The following is a 14,964-nucleotide window of genomic DNA, read 5'->3' as shown; positions in this document are numbered from 1 at the left end:
TTATCCCCCAGGAATATGTTAACTGCCAATATCTTGCTTACCGGGCGACGCCCGGCCAGGACACTGAAAAATGTGTCCACCCTACGCCTAAAGTCAGGCAAAAAAAACCTGGAATAATCCGGGTCTCAGGCCAGCTCCCCTTTCACCAGGGGAACAAAGCGAACGGCCTCGACGGTATCAATGATAAATTCGTTGCCCCGGCGACGGATCCGTTTGAGAAACTGATGCTCCTCGCCGACCGGCAGTACCAGCACGCCGTCGTCATCCAGCTGCGCCAGCAGCGCGGTCGGTATTTCCGGCGGCGCCGCCGTCACAATAATGGCATCAAACGGCGCCCGCGCCTGCCAACCTTGCCACCCATCGCCATGACGGGTTGAAACATTATGTAAATCAAGTTGTTTCAGGCGACGACGCGCCTGCCACTGTAAACTCTTAATTCGCTCTACCGAGCAAACGTGATGCACCAGGTGCGCCAGGATGGCGGTCTGGTAACCGGAACCGGTGCCGATCTCCAGCACCCGCGACTCCGGCGTCAGCGCCAGCAGCTCGGTCATCCGCGCCACCATGTACGGCTGGGAGATGGTTTGCCCCTGGCCAATCGGCAGCGCGGTGTTTTCCCACGCTTTATGTTCAAAGGCTTCATCAACAAATTTTTCGCGCGGGACGCGCGCGATCGCCTCGAGGACACGTTCATCGACGATGCCCTGCGTGCGCAGTTGATTCAACAAACTTTCAACACGTTTACTTACCATTGCCTGTCAACCCCGACACGTTCCAGCCAATCGGTGACCACCTCATGCGCCTGATGGGCGGTTAAATCGACGTGCAATGGCGTAACGGAAACATAGCCTTCATCCACTGCCGCAAAATCGGTGCCCGGCCCGGCGTCGCGCTTATCGCCCGGCGGGCCAATCCAGTAAAGGGTATTGCCGCGCGGATCCTTTTGCGGGATCACCTGGTCGGCAGGATGGCGATTGCCGCAGCGGGTCACGCGGATACCTTTGATCTGGTCAAGGGGCAGGTCCGGGACATTGACGTTGAGGATCCGCCCGGTGCGCAGCGGTTCACGGCTGAGTCCGCGCAGGAGAGTGCAGGTCACCGCTGCGGCGGTGTCGTAGTGTTGATAGCCATTGAGCGACACGGCCAGCGCGGGGAACCCCAGATGGCGGCCTTCCATCGCCGCCGCCACGGTGCCGGAGTAAATGACGTCATCGCCCAGGTTGGGCCCGGCGTTGATTCCGGAAACGACGATGTCCGGACGCGGGCGCATCAGCGCGTTCACGCCAAGGTAGACGCAGTCCGTCGGCGTCCCCATCTGGACGGCGATATCGCCATTTTCATAGGTAAAGGTGCGCAGTGACGATTCCAGCGTCAGCGAATTCGAAGCCCCGCTGCGGTTACGATCGGGTGCAACCACCTGGACCTCGGCAAACTCCCTTAAGGCCTTCGCCAGGGTCTGTATCCCCGGCGCATGGATCCCGTCATCGTTACTCAGCAATATTCGCATAGTCACCCGTTGTATTGATAAGCTCCCTGACCACGCTGGTGGCGAAGCTGCCCGCCGGCAGCCAGAAACGCAGTTCAACGGTTACATCATCCCACCAGTTCCAGCTCAGCTGCTGCGGATAGAGGAGCATCGCCCGGCGCGCCGCCTCGACTTTCTCCCGCACCAGCAGTGTCTGCAGCAAGGTTTCCTCGGCGATGGCGGCCTGCTCGGCGGCCAGAGCGTCGCGCTGGCTTCCCCAGTCGCCGCTGCCCGGCAGCGCAGCCGTGATCATCAGTTCGCGGTTATGCACCCGCGCCTGCGAAACCTCGAGTTCTTCCGGTGTGACGACAAACCAGCTCCCACGCCCCGCTAATTGTAGCGCATCGCCATCAACAACCTGATTAAATTCCGTTTTTTTTAATCTAATACTGACTTGCTGATTAAACAACGCGCTGCGGGCCGCCGACAACCAAAAACTGCGCTTATTGCGATCGCGCACTGGCGCGCCGCTCTCCGCCCAGCGCAGCGCGCCCTGCAGATTGCTGCCGCCGTTGCCAAAGCGCTGAGCGCCGAAATAGTTCGGCACGCCCCGTTCAGCGATGGCCTGCAGACGCGTCTCCACCTCCTGGCGATCGCTTACCTCGCGCAGGATCAGGGTAAACTGGTTGCCCTTCAGCGCGCCTAATCGCAGCTTACGCTTATGGCGGGCATATTCCAGTACCTGGCAGCCCTCGAGCTGAAATTTGCTCAGATCCGGCATCTCTTTGCCGGGCACCCGGGCGCACAGCCACTGCTCGGTGACGGCGTGCTTATCTTTTTGCCCGGCGAAGCTCACTTCACGGGCATGGATTTTGAGGAATTTCGCCAGCGCATCGGCGACAAAGCGTGTATTGCAGCCGTTTTTGAGGATCCGCACCAGCACGTGCTCGCCTTCGCCGTCCGGGGCGAAGCCCAGGTCTTCAACCACCAGGAAATCTTCCGGATTGGCTTTCAGCAGCCCGCTGCTCTGCGGCTTGCCGTGCAGCCAGGTCAGTTGGTCAAAGGCGATCATTTGTCGGCCTTACGCAGCAGCGCGACCGCTTCGCAGGCGATCCCTTCCCCGCGGCCGGTGAAGCCCAGCTTCTCGGTGGTGGTCGCTTTCACGTTGACGTCGTCCATATGGCAGCCGAGATCTTCAGCGATAAAAACGCGCATCTGCGGGATATGCGGTAGCATTTTCGGCGCCTGGGCGATAATGGTGACGTCGACGTTGCCGAGCGTATAGCCTTTGGCCTGAATGCGGCGCCACGCTTCGCGCAACAGTTCGCGGCTGTCGGCGCCTTTAAACGCCGGATCGGTATCCGGGAACAGCTTGCCAATATCGCCGAGCGCCGCGGCGCCCAGCAGCGCATCGGTCAGCGCATGCAGCGCGACGTCGCCGTCGGAGTGGGCCAGCAGCCCTTTTTCATAAGGAATGCGTACCCCGCCAATGATGATTGGGCCTTCACCGCCAAAAGCGTGTACGTCAAAACCATGTCCAATTCGCATTAAGCTTTCTCCTGGTGTCGGGAACGGGTGAGGTAAAATTCCGCCAGCGCCAGATCTTCCGGGCGCGTCACTTTAATATTATCAGCGCGTCCGGCGACCAGCTGCGGATGGAAGCCGCAGTACTCCAGCGCCGAGGCTTCATCGGTGATGGTGGCCCCCTCGTTCAGCGCCCGGGTGAGGCAATCCACCAGCAGATCGCGAGGGAAAAATTGCGGGGTGAGCGCGTGCCACAGGTCATTACGATCGACGGTATGGGCGACGGCGGTTTTGCCCGGCTCGGCGCGCTTCATGGTGTCGCGCACCGGCGCTGCGAGGATCCCGCCGACGCGGCTGGTTTCACAGAGTGCCAGCAGGCGGCTGAGGTCATCCTGATGCAGGCAGGGGCGCGCGGCGTCATGCACCAGCACCCACTGCGCCTCCGGCAACGCCTGCAGGCCGGCGAGCACCGAATCGGCGCGCTCGGCGCCGCCATCCACGACGGTAATTTGCGGGTGCTGGGCCAGCGGCAGCTGCCTGAAGCGCCGATCGCCGGGGCTGACGGCAATCACCACGCGCTGGACGCGCGGATCCGCCAGCAGCGCGGCGACCGCATGTTCGAGAATCGTTTTGTTACCGATTGAGAGATATTGTTTCGGGCATTCCGTTTGCATGCGGCGGCCGAAACCGGCTGCCGGCACCACGGCGCAAATGCCCGGAAAAGTGGCTGCCATGTTGTAATCCTGGGCCTGGTTATCGATTGTTCTGCTGTTGCCCCGATGCCTGGTTGCGTTTAGACGCATCCGGTACCAGACGATAGAAGGTTTCGCCCGGGCGGGTCATGCTGAGTTCATTGCGCGCACGCTCCTCGATCGCTTCCTGACCGCCGTTGAGGTCGTCAATTTCGGCAAACAGCTGATCGTTGCGTGCTTTTAATTTGGCGTTAGTCGCCTGCTGGGCGGTGACGTCGTCGTTAACCCGCGTGTAGTCATGCAGGCCGTTTTTACCGAACCACAGCGAATACTGTAGCCAGACCAGCAAAGCTAATAATAGCAGCGTTAGTTTACCCATCCTGCCCCCTGAAAAACGGCATCATCATCCCAAAACTCGCCCGGGTACGCTACCGGGGCGCGCGGACGATGCCGCGTAACGCGGGGACTGTACCATATTTTTGCTGCTGATACCCATGCTTGATTCATACCAGAAACGGGTTATCCCAACAGCCAGAGGAAGAGGAGCGCAAACATCAGCCCGACGGTCAGGATGGTCGCGCTGGCGCTATAGAGCAGTTTGCCATTGAGCAGAGAGTGCAGCGCAATACCGACCACCACCGCCACCGGCATCAACGCAAGGAAGAATGGCCAGGTGTAGAGGAGGAAGAAAAGTGTATTACTGCCATAGAGAAGGAAGGGAATACCCAGCGCCAGCAGCCATGAAATAAAGCCCACGGCAGCGCCTGACAAAGACCAGGTGGTCTCGTCGCCGGTCGCCGGAGGCGGTTCTGAACGAATAATACTGAGGTTCTGGGTATTGCGCATATCGAATCCTGTAGACCGGGCAACCGGCACCCCTCGATGCCGCTGCCGTTTCAGGATCTGATAATATCGCTCTGTTGCAGCAGGTCTAATAGTTGGTGCACCAAATTTGTTACCAATTGTTCACCATCCAGATGAATTTCCGCCTTTTCCGGTGCCTCATAGACCGAGTCTATACCGGTGAAATTGCGTAATTCCCCTGCCCGCGCCTTCTTATACAATCCTTTCGGATCCCGCGCCTCGCAGATGGCCAGCGGGGTATCGACGAACACTTCGATAAAGCGTCCCTCCCCCAGGCGCTCGCGCACCATCTGTCGCTCCGCGCGGTGCGGAGATATAAATGCCGTCAATACAACCAGTCCGGCATCGACCATCAGCCTGGCCACTTCACCGACGCGGCGAATGTTCTCTTTGCGATCCTCATCACTGAATCCCAGGTCGCTGCACAAGCCATGACGTACGTTATCGCCGTCCAGCAGATAGGTGCTGACGCCGCGCTCATGCAAGGCTTCCTCCAGCGCCCCGGCGACGGTAGATTTACCCGACCCCGAAAGGCCGGTAAACCACAGCACCACGCCGCGATGGCCGTGATGCTGTTCCCGCTGCTGCTGGGTCACAGGATGGGCATGCCAGACGACGTTTTCGTCATGCTGGGCCATTATTTGCCTCCCAGCAGGTCGCGGGCGTCCCAGTGCGGGAAGTGTTTGCGGATCAGCTGGTTCAGTTCCAGCTCGAAAGCGCTGTACTGCGATGCCGACGTCGGCGCCTGCAGGTGCGGCTCGTTGACCATCCCGGCGCCGACGGTGACGTTGGTCAGACGATCGATAAAGATAAGCCCGCCGGTCACTGGGTTTTGCTGATAGGGATCCAGCACTAAAGGTTCGTCAAAGGTCAGCTCCACCAGCCCGATGCCGTTCAGCGGCAGAGACTCGACTTCACGCTGGGTCAGGTTGTTAATATCTACCTGGTAACGGATAGCATCCACGCGGGCGCGGGTCTTCTTACCGGCGATTTTGATGTCGTAGCTCTGCCCCGGGGTCAACGCCTGCTCGGCCATCCACACCACGTCGATGCTGGCGCTTTGCACCGCCGGCAGCGTGGCTTGCGCGTCAACCAGCAGGTCGCCGCGGCTGATGTCGATTTCATCTTTCAGCACAATGGTAATGGCTTCCCCGGCGGCGGCTTCCTGCAGATCGCCGTCGAAGGTGACGATACGCGCCACGCTCGACTCGACGCCCGACGGCAGCACCTTCAGACGCTGGCCGACCTGCACGGTACCGGAGGCGACCGTACCGGAGAAGCCGCGGAAATCGAGGTTCGGACGGTTAACATACTGCACCGGGAAGCGCAGCGGTTGGCTCTCCACTACCCGTTGGATCTCCACCGTTTCGAGGACTTCCAGCAGAGTCGGGCCGCTGTACCACGGCATGTTCGCGCTCTGGCTGGCGACATTATCGCCCTCCAGCGCCGACAGCGGCACAAAGCGAATATCGAGGTTGCCCGGCAGCTGCTCAGCAAAAGTCAGGTAAGCTTCACGGATCTCGTTGAAGCGCGCTTCGCTAAACTCGACGAGATCCATTTTGTTGACCGCCACCACCAGGTGTTTAATGCCCAGCAGGGTGGAGATAAAGCTGTGACGGCGGGTCTGGTCGAGCACGCCTTTACGCGCGTCGATCAGCAGGATCGCCAGATCGCAGGTGGACGCGCCGGTGGCCATATTGCGGGTGTACTGCTCGTGCCCCGGGGTGTCGGCGATGATAAATTTGCGTTTTTCCGTCGAGAAGTAGCGATAGGCCACGTCGATGGTGATGCCCTGCTCGCGCTCGGCCTGCAGACCATCCACCAGCAGCGCCAGGTCCAGTTTTTCACCCTGGGTGCCGTGACGCTTGCTGTCGTTGTGCAGCGAAGAGAGCTGATCTTCATAGATCTGGCGGGTATCGTGCAGCAGACGGCCAATCAGGGTGCTTTTACCGTCATCGACGCTGCCGCAGGTCAGAAAACGCAGCAGGCTTTTGTGCTGTTGCGCGTGCAGATAAGCTTCTACGCCGCCTTCATTGGCAATTTGTTGGGCAATGGTCGTGTTCATGGCGGCTCCTTAGAAATAACCCTGACGTTTCTTCAGCTCCATCGAGCCGGCCTGGTCGCGATCGATGACGCGCCCCTGACGTTCGCTGGTGGTGGATACCAGCATCTCTTCAATAATTTCCGGCAGCGTCTGCGCTTCAGACTCCACCGCGCCGGTCAGCGGCCAGCAGCCGAGGGTACGGAAACGCACCATCCGTTTTTCAATCACTTCGCCCGGCTGCAGATCGATACGGTCGTCGTCGATCATCATCAGCATGCCGTCGCGCTCCAGCACCGGGCGCTCAGCGGCCAGATACAGCGGCACGATTTCGATGTTTTCCAGATAGATGTACTGCCAGATATCCAGCTCGGTCCAGTTGGAGAGCGGGAAGACGCGGATGCTTTCGCCTTTGTTAATCTGGCCGTTGTAGTTGTGCCACAGCTCCGGACGCTGGTTTTTCGGGTCCCAGCGGTGGAAGCGGTCGCGGAAGGAGTAGATGCGCTCTTTGGCGCGGGATTTTTCCTCATCACGCCGCGCGCCGCCGAATGCGGCGTCAAAGCCGTATTTGTTCAGCGCCTGCTTCAGCCCTTCGGTTTTCATGATATCGGTATGTTTGGCGCTGCCGTGGACGAACGGGTTGATGCCCATCGCCACCCCTTCCGGGTTTTTATGCACCAGCAGCTCGCAGCCATAGGCTTTGGCGGTACGGTCGCGGAACTCATACATCTCACGGAATTTCCAGCCGGTATCGACGTGCAGCAGCGGGAACGGCAGGGTTCCCGGATAAAACGCTTTGCGCGCCAGATGCAGCATTACGCTGGAATCTTTCCCGATGGAGTACATCATCACCGGGTTAGAAAATTCGGCGGCCACCTCACGAATAATATGGATGCTTTCCGCCTCCAGTTGCCGCAGGTGAGTGAGTCGTTTTTGGTCCATAACCGTTCCTTAAGCCAGATTGACCACCGAAGAGTTAAACCCCTCGGCGGATGATGTATGTTGAAACCAGGCGAGCTGCTGATGCAGCTGCACCACTTCGCCGACCACCAGCAGGGCGGGCATCGGGGCGTCTTTCGCCAGGTGTTCGAGTTGTTGCAATGTGCCGGTTATCGTCTGCTGATCGTCGCGGGTACCGCGGGAAATCACCGCTACCGGCGTATTGCTGTCGCGACCGTGGGCGATCAGCTGGGCACTGATTTCCGCCGCCTTCATGGTGCCCATGTAAATGGCCAACGTCTGTTGGCTCTTCGCCAGCAGCGCCCAGTCGAAGGGAGCGCTGTCCGGCTTATAGTGCCCGGTGACAAAGACGGCGCTTTGCGCATAATCGCGATGGGTCAGTGGAATACCGGCGTAGGCCGTCGCGCCGGCGGCGGCAGTGACGCCAGGCACCACCTGGAACGGGATGCCCGCGGCGGCGGCAGCCTGCAGCTCTTCTGCGCCGCGGCCAAAAATAAACGGATCCCCGCCCTTCAGACGCACGACGGTTTTCCCCGCCTTCGCCGCCTCCACCAGCAGCTGATTGGTTTCATGCTGCGGCACCGAGTGCTCGCCGGCGCGCTTACCGACGCAAACCAGCTCGGCATCGCGGCGCACCAGTTCGAGAACCGGCTGGGTCACCAGATGGTCGTGGAAAACCACGTCCGCCTGCTGGATCGCCTGCAGGCCACGCAGGGTCAGCAGCCCGGCATCGCCCGGTCCGGCCCCCACCAGAATAATTTCACCTATTTCGCGTTCAGGCTTATCCAGCTCATCCTGCAGCGCTTTTTCCGCCTCCGCAGCGTTGCCCGCCACCATCAGGCTGGCGAAGCGGCCGGTAAAGACCCGCTCCCAAAAGCGGCGACGCGCTTCGGTGGTCGTCAGACGGGTTTTCAGATGATTGCGCCAGTAGCTCGCCGATTCCGCCAGACGCCCGAGGTTCGTCGGCAGCAGCGCTTCGATTTTTTCGCGCAGAATACGCGACAGCACCGGCGCTTTCCCGCTGGAGGAGATCGCCACCAGCAGCGGCGAACGGTCGACGATAGAAGGGAAGACAAACGAGCAGAGCGCCTGGTTATCCACTACGTTGACCAGCCGGTAGCGCGCGTTTGCCGCCGCAAACACCCGCTGGTTAAGCGCCTCGTCCTCCGTGGCGGCAATCACCAGAAAGACATCATCCACCAGAGCGTCGCTAAATTCCGTCGCCCGCCAGCTAAGCGCCTGGCGCGCCGCCAGATCGGCCAGCGCCGGAGACAGCGTCCCGGCGACCACCTGCACCTGCGCCTGGGCGCGCAGCAGAAACTTGATCTTGCGTTCAGCAATCTCACCGCCGCCGATCACCAGCACGGGCCTTTGTTTCAGTTCGGCAAAAAGGGGCAAGTAATCCACGGGGTAACAACTCTCTTACAATCAGCGATACTGCGACTATAGGGTGCGCCTTAGAGCAAATGAAATTACGAAATGGAATGAGTTGTGACACAAAGGAATAACGCGGTGGAAATCTAAATATCAAAAAGTGCTTAACACGCTATTTTTCCGCTATTTAAGAGCAATTGAAATTGTTTAACCGCGGTCACAGTTTCATACTGTACGCGTCAAATTGTCTCGTTCGTGTAAGGACCCCTTATGTTTTCCGCGTTGTGCCGCCGTCTGCTTCCGCTGGCGCTCGGCACCGGTTTTGTTTTCGCCGCCGCCCCCGCATTCAGCGCGCTGGGCGACACCGCCAGTAGTCAGGCTCGCCATATCGCCACCGTCTTCCCGGGACGAATGACCGGAACGCCCCCGGAAATGCTCTCAGCTGACTATCTGCGTCAGCAGTTCGCCCGGATGGGCTATCAGAGCGACGTGCGGAGCTTCAATACCCGCTACATCTATACCGACAGCAACCAGCGTAAAAACTGGCATAACGTCACCGGCAGTACGGTGATCGCCGCCCATGAAGGCCAGTCTCGCCAGCAAATCATCATCATGGCGCACCTCGATACCTACGCGCCGCAGAGCGATAAAGACGTCGAAAACAACCTCGGCGGCCTGACGCTGCAGGGAATTGACGACAACGCGATGGGGCTCGGGGTGATGCTGGAGCTGGCGGAGCATTTAAAGAACGTCCCCACCCGCTATGGCATTCGCTTTATCGCCACCAGCGGCGAAGAGGAAGGTCGTCTCGGCGCGCAAAACCTGCTGCAGCGGATGAGCGAGGCGGAAAAGAAAAATACCCTGCTGGTGATCAATCTCGATAACCTGGTGGTGGGCGATAAGCTTTACTTCAACAGCGGCCGCCGCACGCCGGCCTCGGTGCGCAAGCTGACCCGCGATCGCGCGCTGGCTATCGCCCGCAGCAAAGGCATCGCCGCCTACACTAATCCGGGACTCAATCCGGCTTACCCGAAAGGCACCAGCTGTTGTAATGACGCCAGCGTCTTCGACAACGCGGGGATCCCGGTGCTGTCGGTCGAAGCGACCAACTGGTCATTAGGCAAGAAAGATGGCTATCAGCAGCGGAGCAAATCGCGCAGCTTCCCGCAGGGAATCAGCTGGCATGACGTTCAGCTGGATAATCAGCAATATATCGACAACGCGCTGCCGGGACGGATCGAGCATCGCGGGCGCGATGTCGTGAAAGTGATGCTGCCGCTGGTGAAAGAGCTGGCGAAGGTAGAGAAGAAAAGCTGACGGGTGCAAATGAACACGCGGCATCACCCGCGTGTTCTCTTTCACACCATTCCCTCAGGAAGCGCTAATCAACCCTCGTGCAATCCGCACTCGCGTTTAAGCCCGAAGAACCGGGTCTCTTCTTCTGCCATGCCCGGCTCCCATTTGCGGGTGGTGTGGGTATCGCCTACCGACAGATACCCCTGATCCCACAGCGGATGGTATTTCAGCCCATGCTTTTGCAGATACTGATACACCGTCCGGTTATCCCAGTCGATAATCGGCAACACCTTGAACACCCCGCGCTGGACCGCCAGCACCGGAAGCGTCGCCCGACTGCCCGACTGCTCGCGGCGCAGACCGGCAAACCACGTCTGCGCGTTCAGCTCTTTCAGCGCCCGGTTCATCGGTTCAACCTTGTTGATCTCATTGTATTTCTCAATGCCCTCAACGCCCTGCTCCCACAGCTTGCCGTAGCGCGCCTCCTGCCAGGCCGCGCTTTCGGCCGCGCGGTAGACCTTCAGGTTCAGCTTGAGCTTGTCCGTCAGTTCGTCAATAAACTGGTAGGTTTCCGGGAACAGGTAACCGGTATCGGTGAGGATCACCGGAATGTCCGGGCGGATCTGATTCACCAGGTGCAAACTCACCGCCGCCTGAATACCAAAGCTTGACGACAGCACATAGTCTCCCGGCAGGTTTTCCAGCGCCCAGGCCACACGCCCTTCGGCGTCGAGCTTTTCCAGTTGGGCGTTGGTTTCCGCGAGTGCCAGAATGCGTTCCACTTTCGGCAATGCATTAAGCGCGTTTAGATCGAGTACGGACATAAGAACCTCGTTTGCCTGTTTTGCCGGGCGGCACTGCGATTGCCCGGCCTACGGGTTTTACAGGCCCGGATCGCTACGCGCCACCGGGCACCAGGATGTTACTCCCAGAAATCGCGGGCTGGATCGAGCACCGGGCGAATGATGCCCGCACGCACCGTAAAGTCGCCGAAGCCTTCACCCGCTTCGCGCTCTTTCGCCCAGCGCCCTACCAGTTGGTCTAGCGAGTCGAGAATTTCCGACTCGGTAATGTTCTCACGGTACATCCGCGGGATGCGGGTGCCGCTGCGGTTACCGCCGATGTGCAGGTTATAGCGGCCTGGCGCTTTCCCCACCAGCCCCACTTCCGCCAGCATCGCGCGGCCGCAGCCGTTCGGACAGCCGGTGACGCGGGTGACGATATGCTCATCGCTCACGCCATGCTTGCTCATCACCCCTTCCACCTTGTCGATAAACGACGGCAGGAAACGCTCGGCTTCCGCCATCGCCAGCGGGCAGGTCGGGAAGGAGACGCAGGCCATTGAGTTTTCGCGCTGCGGGGTGACGGCATTCATCAGACCATGATCCCGCGCCAGCTTCTCGATCCGCGCCTTCTGATCTTCCGGTACGCTGGCGACGATCAGGTTCTGATTGGCGGTGATGCGGAATTCGCCCTGATGGATCTTAGCAATCTCCAGCAGACCGGTTTTCAGCGGGCGCCCCGGATAATCCAGAATGCGGCCGTTTTCAATAAACAGCGTCAGGTGCCATTTATCATCGATCCCCTTCACCCAGCCGATGCGGTCGCCGCGGCCGGTGAATTCGTACGGGCGGATCGGCTCAAACTTAATGCCTGCCCGGCGCTCCACTTCCGCCTTAAAGGTTTCGACGCCAACGCGCTCAAGGGTGTACTTGGTTTTCGCATTCTTACGGTCGGTACGGTTACCCCAGTCGCGCTGGGTAGTCACGACCGCTTCCGCCACCGCCAGAGTATGCTCCAGCGGCAGATAACCGAATTCGCTCGCCGTGCGGGCGTAGGTTTTTTTGTTACCGTGTTCTATGGAAAGACCGCCGCCCACCAGCAGGTTAAAGCCCACCAGCTTGCCGTTTTCGGCGATCGCCACAAAGTTCATGTCGTTGGCGTGCAGATCGATATCGTTCTGCGGCGGGATCACCACCGTGGTTTTAAACTTACGCGGCAGATAGGTCTGACCGAGGATCGGCTCTTCGTCAGTGGTGGCGACCTTTTTCTGATCCAGCCAGATCTCGGCATAGGCGCGGGTGCGCGGCAGCAAATGCTCGGAGATCTTTTTCGCCCACTCGTAGGCCTCAGCGTGCAGCTGCGATTCGTACGGGTTGGAGGTGCACAGCACGTTACGGTTCATATCGTTGGCGGTGGCCAGCGCGTCCAGCCCCACCGAGTGCAGCATCTGATGCACCGGCTTGACGTTCTTTTTCAGAATGCCGTGAAACTGGAAAGTCTGCCGGTTGGTCAGGCGAATACTGCCGTAAATGGTGTTCTCGGCGGCAAACTTATCGATCGCCTTCCACTGGGTAGTGGTGATCACCCCGCCCGGCAGACGGCAGCGCAGGAGCATCGCATGACGCGGCTCCAGCTTCTGAGCGGCGCGCTCCGCGCGGATATCGCGATCGTCCTGCTGGTACATACCGTGGAAACGGATCAGCAGGAAGTTATCGCCTTTAAAACCGCCGGTCAGACCGTCGTTTAAATCTTCCGCAATGGTGCCGCGCAGGTAGTTGCTCTCGAGCTTCATACGCTCGGCATCGGTCAGTTTACCTTCGACCACTAAAGGCCCCGGATGTTTTTCGCTCATTAGTAGACATCTCGCTGATAACGGCGCTCAACGCGCAGCTCACTTAAAAATTCGTCCGCCGCTTCGGCGTCCATCGCGCCGTATTCGGCAATCACTTCCAGTAAAGTCTGTTCCACGTCTTTCGCCATACGATTGGCGTCGCCGCAGACATAAATGTGGGCGCCATCATTGATCCAGCGCCACAGCTCAGCCCCCTGCTCACGCAGTTTGTCCTGCACATAGATTTTTTGTTGTTGATCGCGGGACCAGGCCAGATCGATACGGGTCAGCAGACCCTCTTTCACATAGCTCTGCCACTCCACCTGATAGAGGAAATCTTCGGTGAAGTGCGGGTTGCCGAAGAACAGCCAGTTCTTACCTGGCGCCCCGTCCGCTGCGCGCTGCTGCATGAAGGCGCGGAACGGCGCAATACCGGTGCCAGGGCCAATCATGATCACCGACGTCTCCGGGTTAGCTGGCAGACGGAAGTTGTCGTTGTGCTCGATAAAGACGCGGACTTCGCCATCCTCTTCCACGCGGTCGGCGAGGAAGCTGGAGGCGCCGCCAGCCCGGGCGCGGCCTTCGATGTCATAGCGCACCACGCCCACGGTGACATGCACTTCGCTCTCCACTTCCGCCTGCGAGGAGGCAATAGAGTACAGACGCGGCGTCAGCGGGCGCAGCAGACCGATTAACGCCTCGGCGTCCAGCTGCGCGGGGGAGAAACGGACCATATCGACGATCGGCGTCGCGGCGGCATACTGCTGCAGTTGAGCTTTATCGCCCACCAGCGGCAGCAGCGATTCGCTGCGGGTCAGGGTGGCGTAGTTTTCGACGATAGTCGCGGTATTAACCGTCAGCTCAAAATGCCACTGCAGGGCTTCCGCCAGCGGCAGGGTTTTGCCCTCGACGGTCACCGGCTCGTCGCCTTTCAGCCACAGCAGCTCCACCAGCTCTTTCACCAGCTGAGGATCGTTTTGATACCAGACGCCCAGGGCGTCGCCCGGCTGATAGCGCAGACCGGAATCACCGAGGTCAATTTCGATATGGCGTACATCTTTTTCTGAATCGCGGCCGGTGATTTTCTGGTTGACCGACAGGGTCGCCGTCAGCGGAGCCTCTTTGGTGTAGGGACTGGTGTGAATGTCGTTCACTGCGCCGCTGGCGGACAGCTGAGCGGGCGCGGCGACCGGCGCACGGGCCTTCAGCACCTCAACGACGCGCGCGCGCCATTCAGCGGCCGCGGCCTGATATTCAACGTCGGCGTCGACGCGATCGAGCAGGCGTTCCGCGCCAAGTTCGGCCAGCTTGCTGTCGAAATCTTTGCCGGACTGGCAGAAGAATTCATAAGAGGTATCGCCGAGGCCAAAGACGGCGAATGCGGTCCCGTCCAGCTTCGGCGCTTTCTTCGAGAACAGGAACTTATGCAATGCGACCGCTTCTTCCGGCGGCTCACCTTCCCCCTGGGTGGAGGTCACGACCACCAGCAGTTTTTCAGCAGCAATTTGTTTGAATTTATAATCGCCTGCATTCACCAGCTTCACGTTCAGCTTCGCCGCCAGCAGATCGTCGCGCAGCGCTTCGGCGACGCGGCGAGCGTTGCCGGTTTGCGAGGCGGAAATCAGCGTGATCGTCGGGACCTCGGCGGCCGGGGCGGGAACGGCGGCTGCCGCGCCGGACTGCTGATTCAGCACGCCCCAGAAATAGCCAGACACCCAGGCGAGCTGAGTGGGCGTGAAGTCAGTGGTGGCCGCCTGAAGGCGCGCCAGTTGCTCCGGGTTGAGCGGCAGCAAGTTGGAAGGTGGGGCCTGTGTCGTCATGCGTCGTTTGTTCCAGTAAGCAAAGCTGTTATTCGCACCCTGTCAGCGCGACAAAAACAGAAGAGAATAGAAGGTTAACGGCGGGCATAGTAACAATTAAAGAAGGGATGGAAATAATAAATAACCAAATGGACTAACCTGTTTTAGTTGTAGTTATTAACAACAAAATCGATTAAATAACTATTTGAAATATCACAACTTAATTCACTTAACCCAGATAAATGTGTCGATTTTCTGTTCAGGGCCGTTTTAGTTAATGCGAAAAAATGTACTTTCCGGTACCCTACGGCGGTTTTTTTCGTCCTGTTGAGAGT

The 14,964-nt window shown here is 59.3% G+C and carries 15 protein-coding genes; 1 reads left to right on the top strand and 14 read right to left on the bottom strand.

From position 1 onward, the window contains the following. Window positions 1-125: 125 nt before the first annotated feature. The 11 genes from MKR05_RS10515 to cysG all read right to left on the bottom strand — a co-directional run bounded on the left by MKR05_RS10515 (window position 126) and on the right by cysG (window position 8,944). Window positions 126-752, bottom strand: a complete 627-nt coding sequence (locus MKR05_RS10515; protein WP_023290820.1) for a protein-L-isoaspartate(D-aspartate) O-methyltransferase — start codon at window positions 750-752, stop codon at window positions 126-128. After that, window positions 746-1,507: a 5'/3'-nucleotidase SurE gene (gene surE, locus MKR05_RS10510; protein ID WP_004205600.1), complete on the bottom strand. Its 762-nt coding sequence runs from the start codon at window positions 1,505-1,507 to the stop codon at window positions 746-748. The genes MKR05_RS10515 and surE overlap by 7 nt, the downstream gene beginning before the upstream one ends. Then, window positions 1,488-2,537 (bottom strand): tRNA pseudouridine(13) synthase TruD, encoded by a 1,050-nt coding sequence (gene truD / locus MKR05_RS10505; protein ID WP_048298130.1) that lies wholly within the window; start codon window positions 2,535-2,537, stop codon window positions 1,488-1,490. The genes surE and truD overlap by 20 nt, the downstream gene beginning before the upstream one ends. Beyond that, the gene (gene ispF / locus MKR05_RS10500; RefSeq protein WP_004181093.1) at window positions 2,534-3,013 is read right to left on the bottom strand and encodes a 2-C-methyl-D-erythritol 2,4-cyclodiphosphate synthase; all 480 of its coding nucleotides are present in this window, start codon (window positions 3,011-3,013) and stop codon (window positions 2,534-2,536) included. Before ispF ends, truD begins: the two co-directional genes overlap by 4 nt. Continuing rightward, on the bottom strand, window positions 3,013-3,723 hold the full coding sequence (ispD, locus tag MKR05_RS10495) for a 2-C-methyl-D-erythritol 4-phosphate cytidylyltransferase (RefSeq protein ID WP_048298131.1): 711 nt from the start codon (window positions 3,721-3,723) through the stop codon (window positions 3,013-3,015). The genes ispF and ispD overlap by 1 nt, the downstream gene beginning before the upstream one ends. A 19-nt stretch (window positions 3,724-3,742) precedes the next feature. Next, complete coding sequence (ftsB, locus tag MKR05_RS10490; RefSeq protein ID WP_002915156.1) at window positions 3,743-4,060, bottom strand: cell division protein FtsB; 318 nt, start codon at window positions 4,058-4,060, stop codon at window positions 3,743-3,745. Between the two features lie 140 nt (window positions 4,061-4,200). Further along, window positions 4,201-4,527, bottom strand: a complete 327-nt coding sequence (locus tag MKR05_RS10485; protein ID WP_004205590.1) for a DUF3561 family protein — start codon at window positions 4,525-4,527, stop codon at window positions 4,201-4,203. Window positions 4,528-4,577: 50 nt separating this feature from the next. After that, a complete protein-coding gene (cysC, locus tag MKR05_RS10480) occupies window positions 4,578-5,183 on the bottom strand; it encodes an adenylyl-sulfate kinase (RefSeq protein ID WP_002915158.1) in 606 nt (201 codons plus the stop codon). Next, window positions 5,183-6,610, bottom strand: coding sequence for a sulfate adenylyltransferase subunit CysN (gene cysN / locus MKR05_RS10475; RefSeq protein ID WP_023290822.1), 1,428 nt, complete (start codon window positions 6,608-6,610; stop codon window positions 5,183-5,185). Before cysN ends, cysC begins: the two co-directional genes overlap by 1 nt. A gap of 9 nt (window positions 6,611-6,619) precedes the next feature. Further along, window positions 6,620-7,528: a sulfate adenylyltransferase subunit CysD gene (gene cysD, locus MKR05_RS10470; RefSeq protein WP_002915160.1), complete on the bottom strand. Its 909-nt coding sequence runs from the start codon at window positions 7,526-7,528 to the stop codon at window positions 6,620-6,622. A gap of 9 nt (window positions 7,529-7,537) precedes the next feature. Continuing rightward, window positions 7,538-8,944, bottom strand: coding sequence for a siroheme synthase CysG (gene cysG / locus MKR05_RS10465; protein ID WP_284118247.1), 1,407 nt, complete (start codon window positions 8,942-8,944; stop codon window positions 7,538-7,540). 246 nt (window positions 8,945-9,190) lie between these two features. On the opposite strand from cysG, the gene MKR05_RS10460 reads away from it, so the two are divergent. Beyond that, on the top strand, window positions 9,191-10,237 hold the full coding sequence (locus MKR05_RS10460) for an aminopeptidase (RefSeq protein ID WP_032453906.1): 1,047 nt from the start codon (window positions 9,191-9,193) through the stop codon (window positions 10,235-10,237). 68 nt (window positions 10,238-10,305) lie between these two features. On the opposite strand, the gene cysH is transcribed toward MKR05_RS10460, so the two are convergent. The 3 genes from cysH to cysJ all read right to left on the bottom strand — a co-directional run bounded on the left by cysH (window position 10,306) and on the right by cysJ (window position 14,650). Next, entirely contained in the window at window positions 10,306-11,040 is a 735-nt protein-coding gene (gene cysH, locus MKR05_RS10455; RefSeq protein ID WP_004205586.1) for a phosphoadenosine phosphosulfate reductase, read from the bottom strand. Between the two features lie 98 nt (window positions 11,041-11,138). Then, the gene (gene cysI / locus MKR05_RS10450) at window positions 11,139-12,851 is read right to left on the bottom strand and encodes an assimilatory sulfite reductase (NADPH) hemoprotein subunit (protein ID WP_004205585.1); all 1,713 of its coding nucleotides are present in this window, start codon (window positions 12,849-12,851) and stop codon (window positions 11,139-11,141) included. After that, complete coding sequence (cysJ, locus tag MKR05_RS10445) at window positions 12,851-14,650, bottom strand: NADPH-dependent assimilatory sulfite reductase flavoprotein subunit (protein ID WP_048298136.1); 1,800 nt, start codon at window positions 14,648-14,650, stop codon at window positions 12,851-12,853. The genes cysI and cysJ overlap by 1 nt, the downstream gene beginning before the upstream one ends. Window positions 14,651-14,964 lie beyond the last annotated feature (314 nt).

Origin of the sequence: Klebsiella sp. K5-204 (assembly GCF_030128585.1) — a bacterium.
GTDB lineage: Bacteria > Pseudomonadota > Gammaproteobacteria > Enterobacterales > Enterobacteriaceae > Klebsiella > Klebsiella quasipneumoniae.
Note: the sequence above shows the minus strand (reverse complement) of the source record. Positions and strands in the feature narration are given on the sequence as shown.

What these genes read in the sequence shown, in the direction of transcription:
- MKR05_RS10460 (WP_032453906.1), top strand. Translation starts at nt 9,191, where the DNA reads ATGTTTTCCGCGTTGTGCCGCCGTCTGCTTCCGCTGGCGCTCGGCACC.
- cysH (WP_004205586.1), bottom strand. Translation starts at nt 11,040, where the DNA reads ATGTCCGTACTCGATCTAAACGCGCTTAATGCATTGCCGAAAGTGGAA.
- cysI (WP_004205585.1), bottom strand. Translation starts at nt 12,851, where the DNA reads ATGAGCGAAAAACATCCGGGGCCTTTAGTGGTCGAAGGTAAACTGACC.
- truD (WP_048298130.1), bottom strand. Translation starts at nt 2,537, where the DNA reads ATGATCGCCTTTGACCAACTGACCTGGCTGCACGGCAAGCCGCAGAGC.
- ispF (WP_004181093.1), bottom strand. Translation starts at nt 3,013, where the DNA reads ATGCGAATTGGACATGGTTTTGACGTACACGCTTTTGGCGGTGAAGGC.
- surE (WP_004205600.1), bottom strand. Translation starts at nt 1,507, where the DNA reads ATGCGAATATTGCTGAGTAACGATGACGGGATCCATGCGCCGGGGATA.
- cysN (WP_023290822.1), bottom strand. Translation starts at nt 6,610, where the DNA reads ATGAACACGACCATTGCCCAACAAATTGCCAATGAAGGCGGCGTAGAA.
- ispD (WP_048298131.1), bottom strand. Translation starts at nt 3,723, where the DNA reads ATGGCAGCCACTTTTCCGGGCATTTGCGCCGTGGTGCCGGCAGCCGGT.
- cysJ (WP_048298136.1), bottom strand. Translation starts at nt 14,650, where the DNA reads ATGACGACACAGGCCCCACCTTCCAACTTGCTGCCGCTCAACCCGGAG.
- MKR05_RS10485 (WP_004205590.1), bottom strand. Translation starts at nt 4,527, where the DNA reads ATGCGCAATACCCAGAACCTCAGTATTATTCGTTCAGAACCGCCTCCG.
- cysD (WP_002915160.1), bottom strand. Translation starts at nt 7,528, where the DNA reads ATGGACCAAAAACGACTCACTCACCTGCGGCAACTGGAGGCGGAAAGC.
- MKR05_RS10515 (WP_023290820.1), bottom strand. Translation starts at nt 752, where the DNA reads ATGGTAAGTAAACGTGTTGAAAGTTTGTTGAATCAACTGCGCACGCAG.
- cysC (WP_002915158.1), bottom strand. Translation starts at nt 5,183, where the DNA reads ATGGCCCAGCATGACGAAAACGTCGTCTGGCATGCCCATCCTGTGACC.
- ftsB (WP_002915156.1), bottom strand. Translation starts at nt 4,060, where the DNA reads ATGGGTAAACTAACGCTGCTATTATTAGCTTTGCTGGTCTGGCTACAG.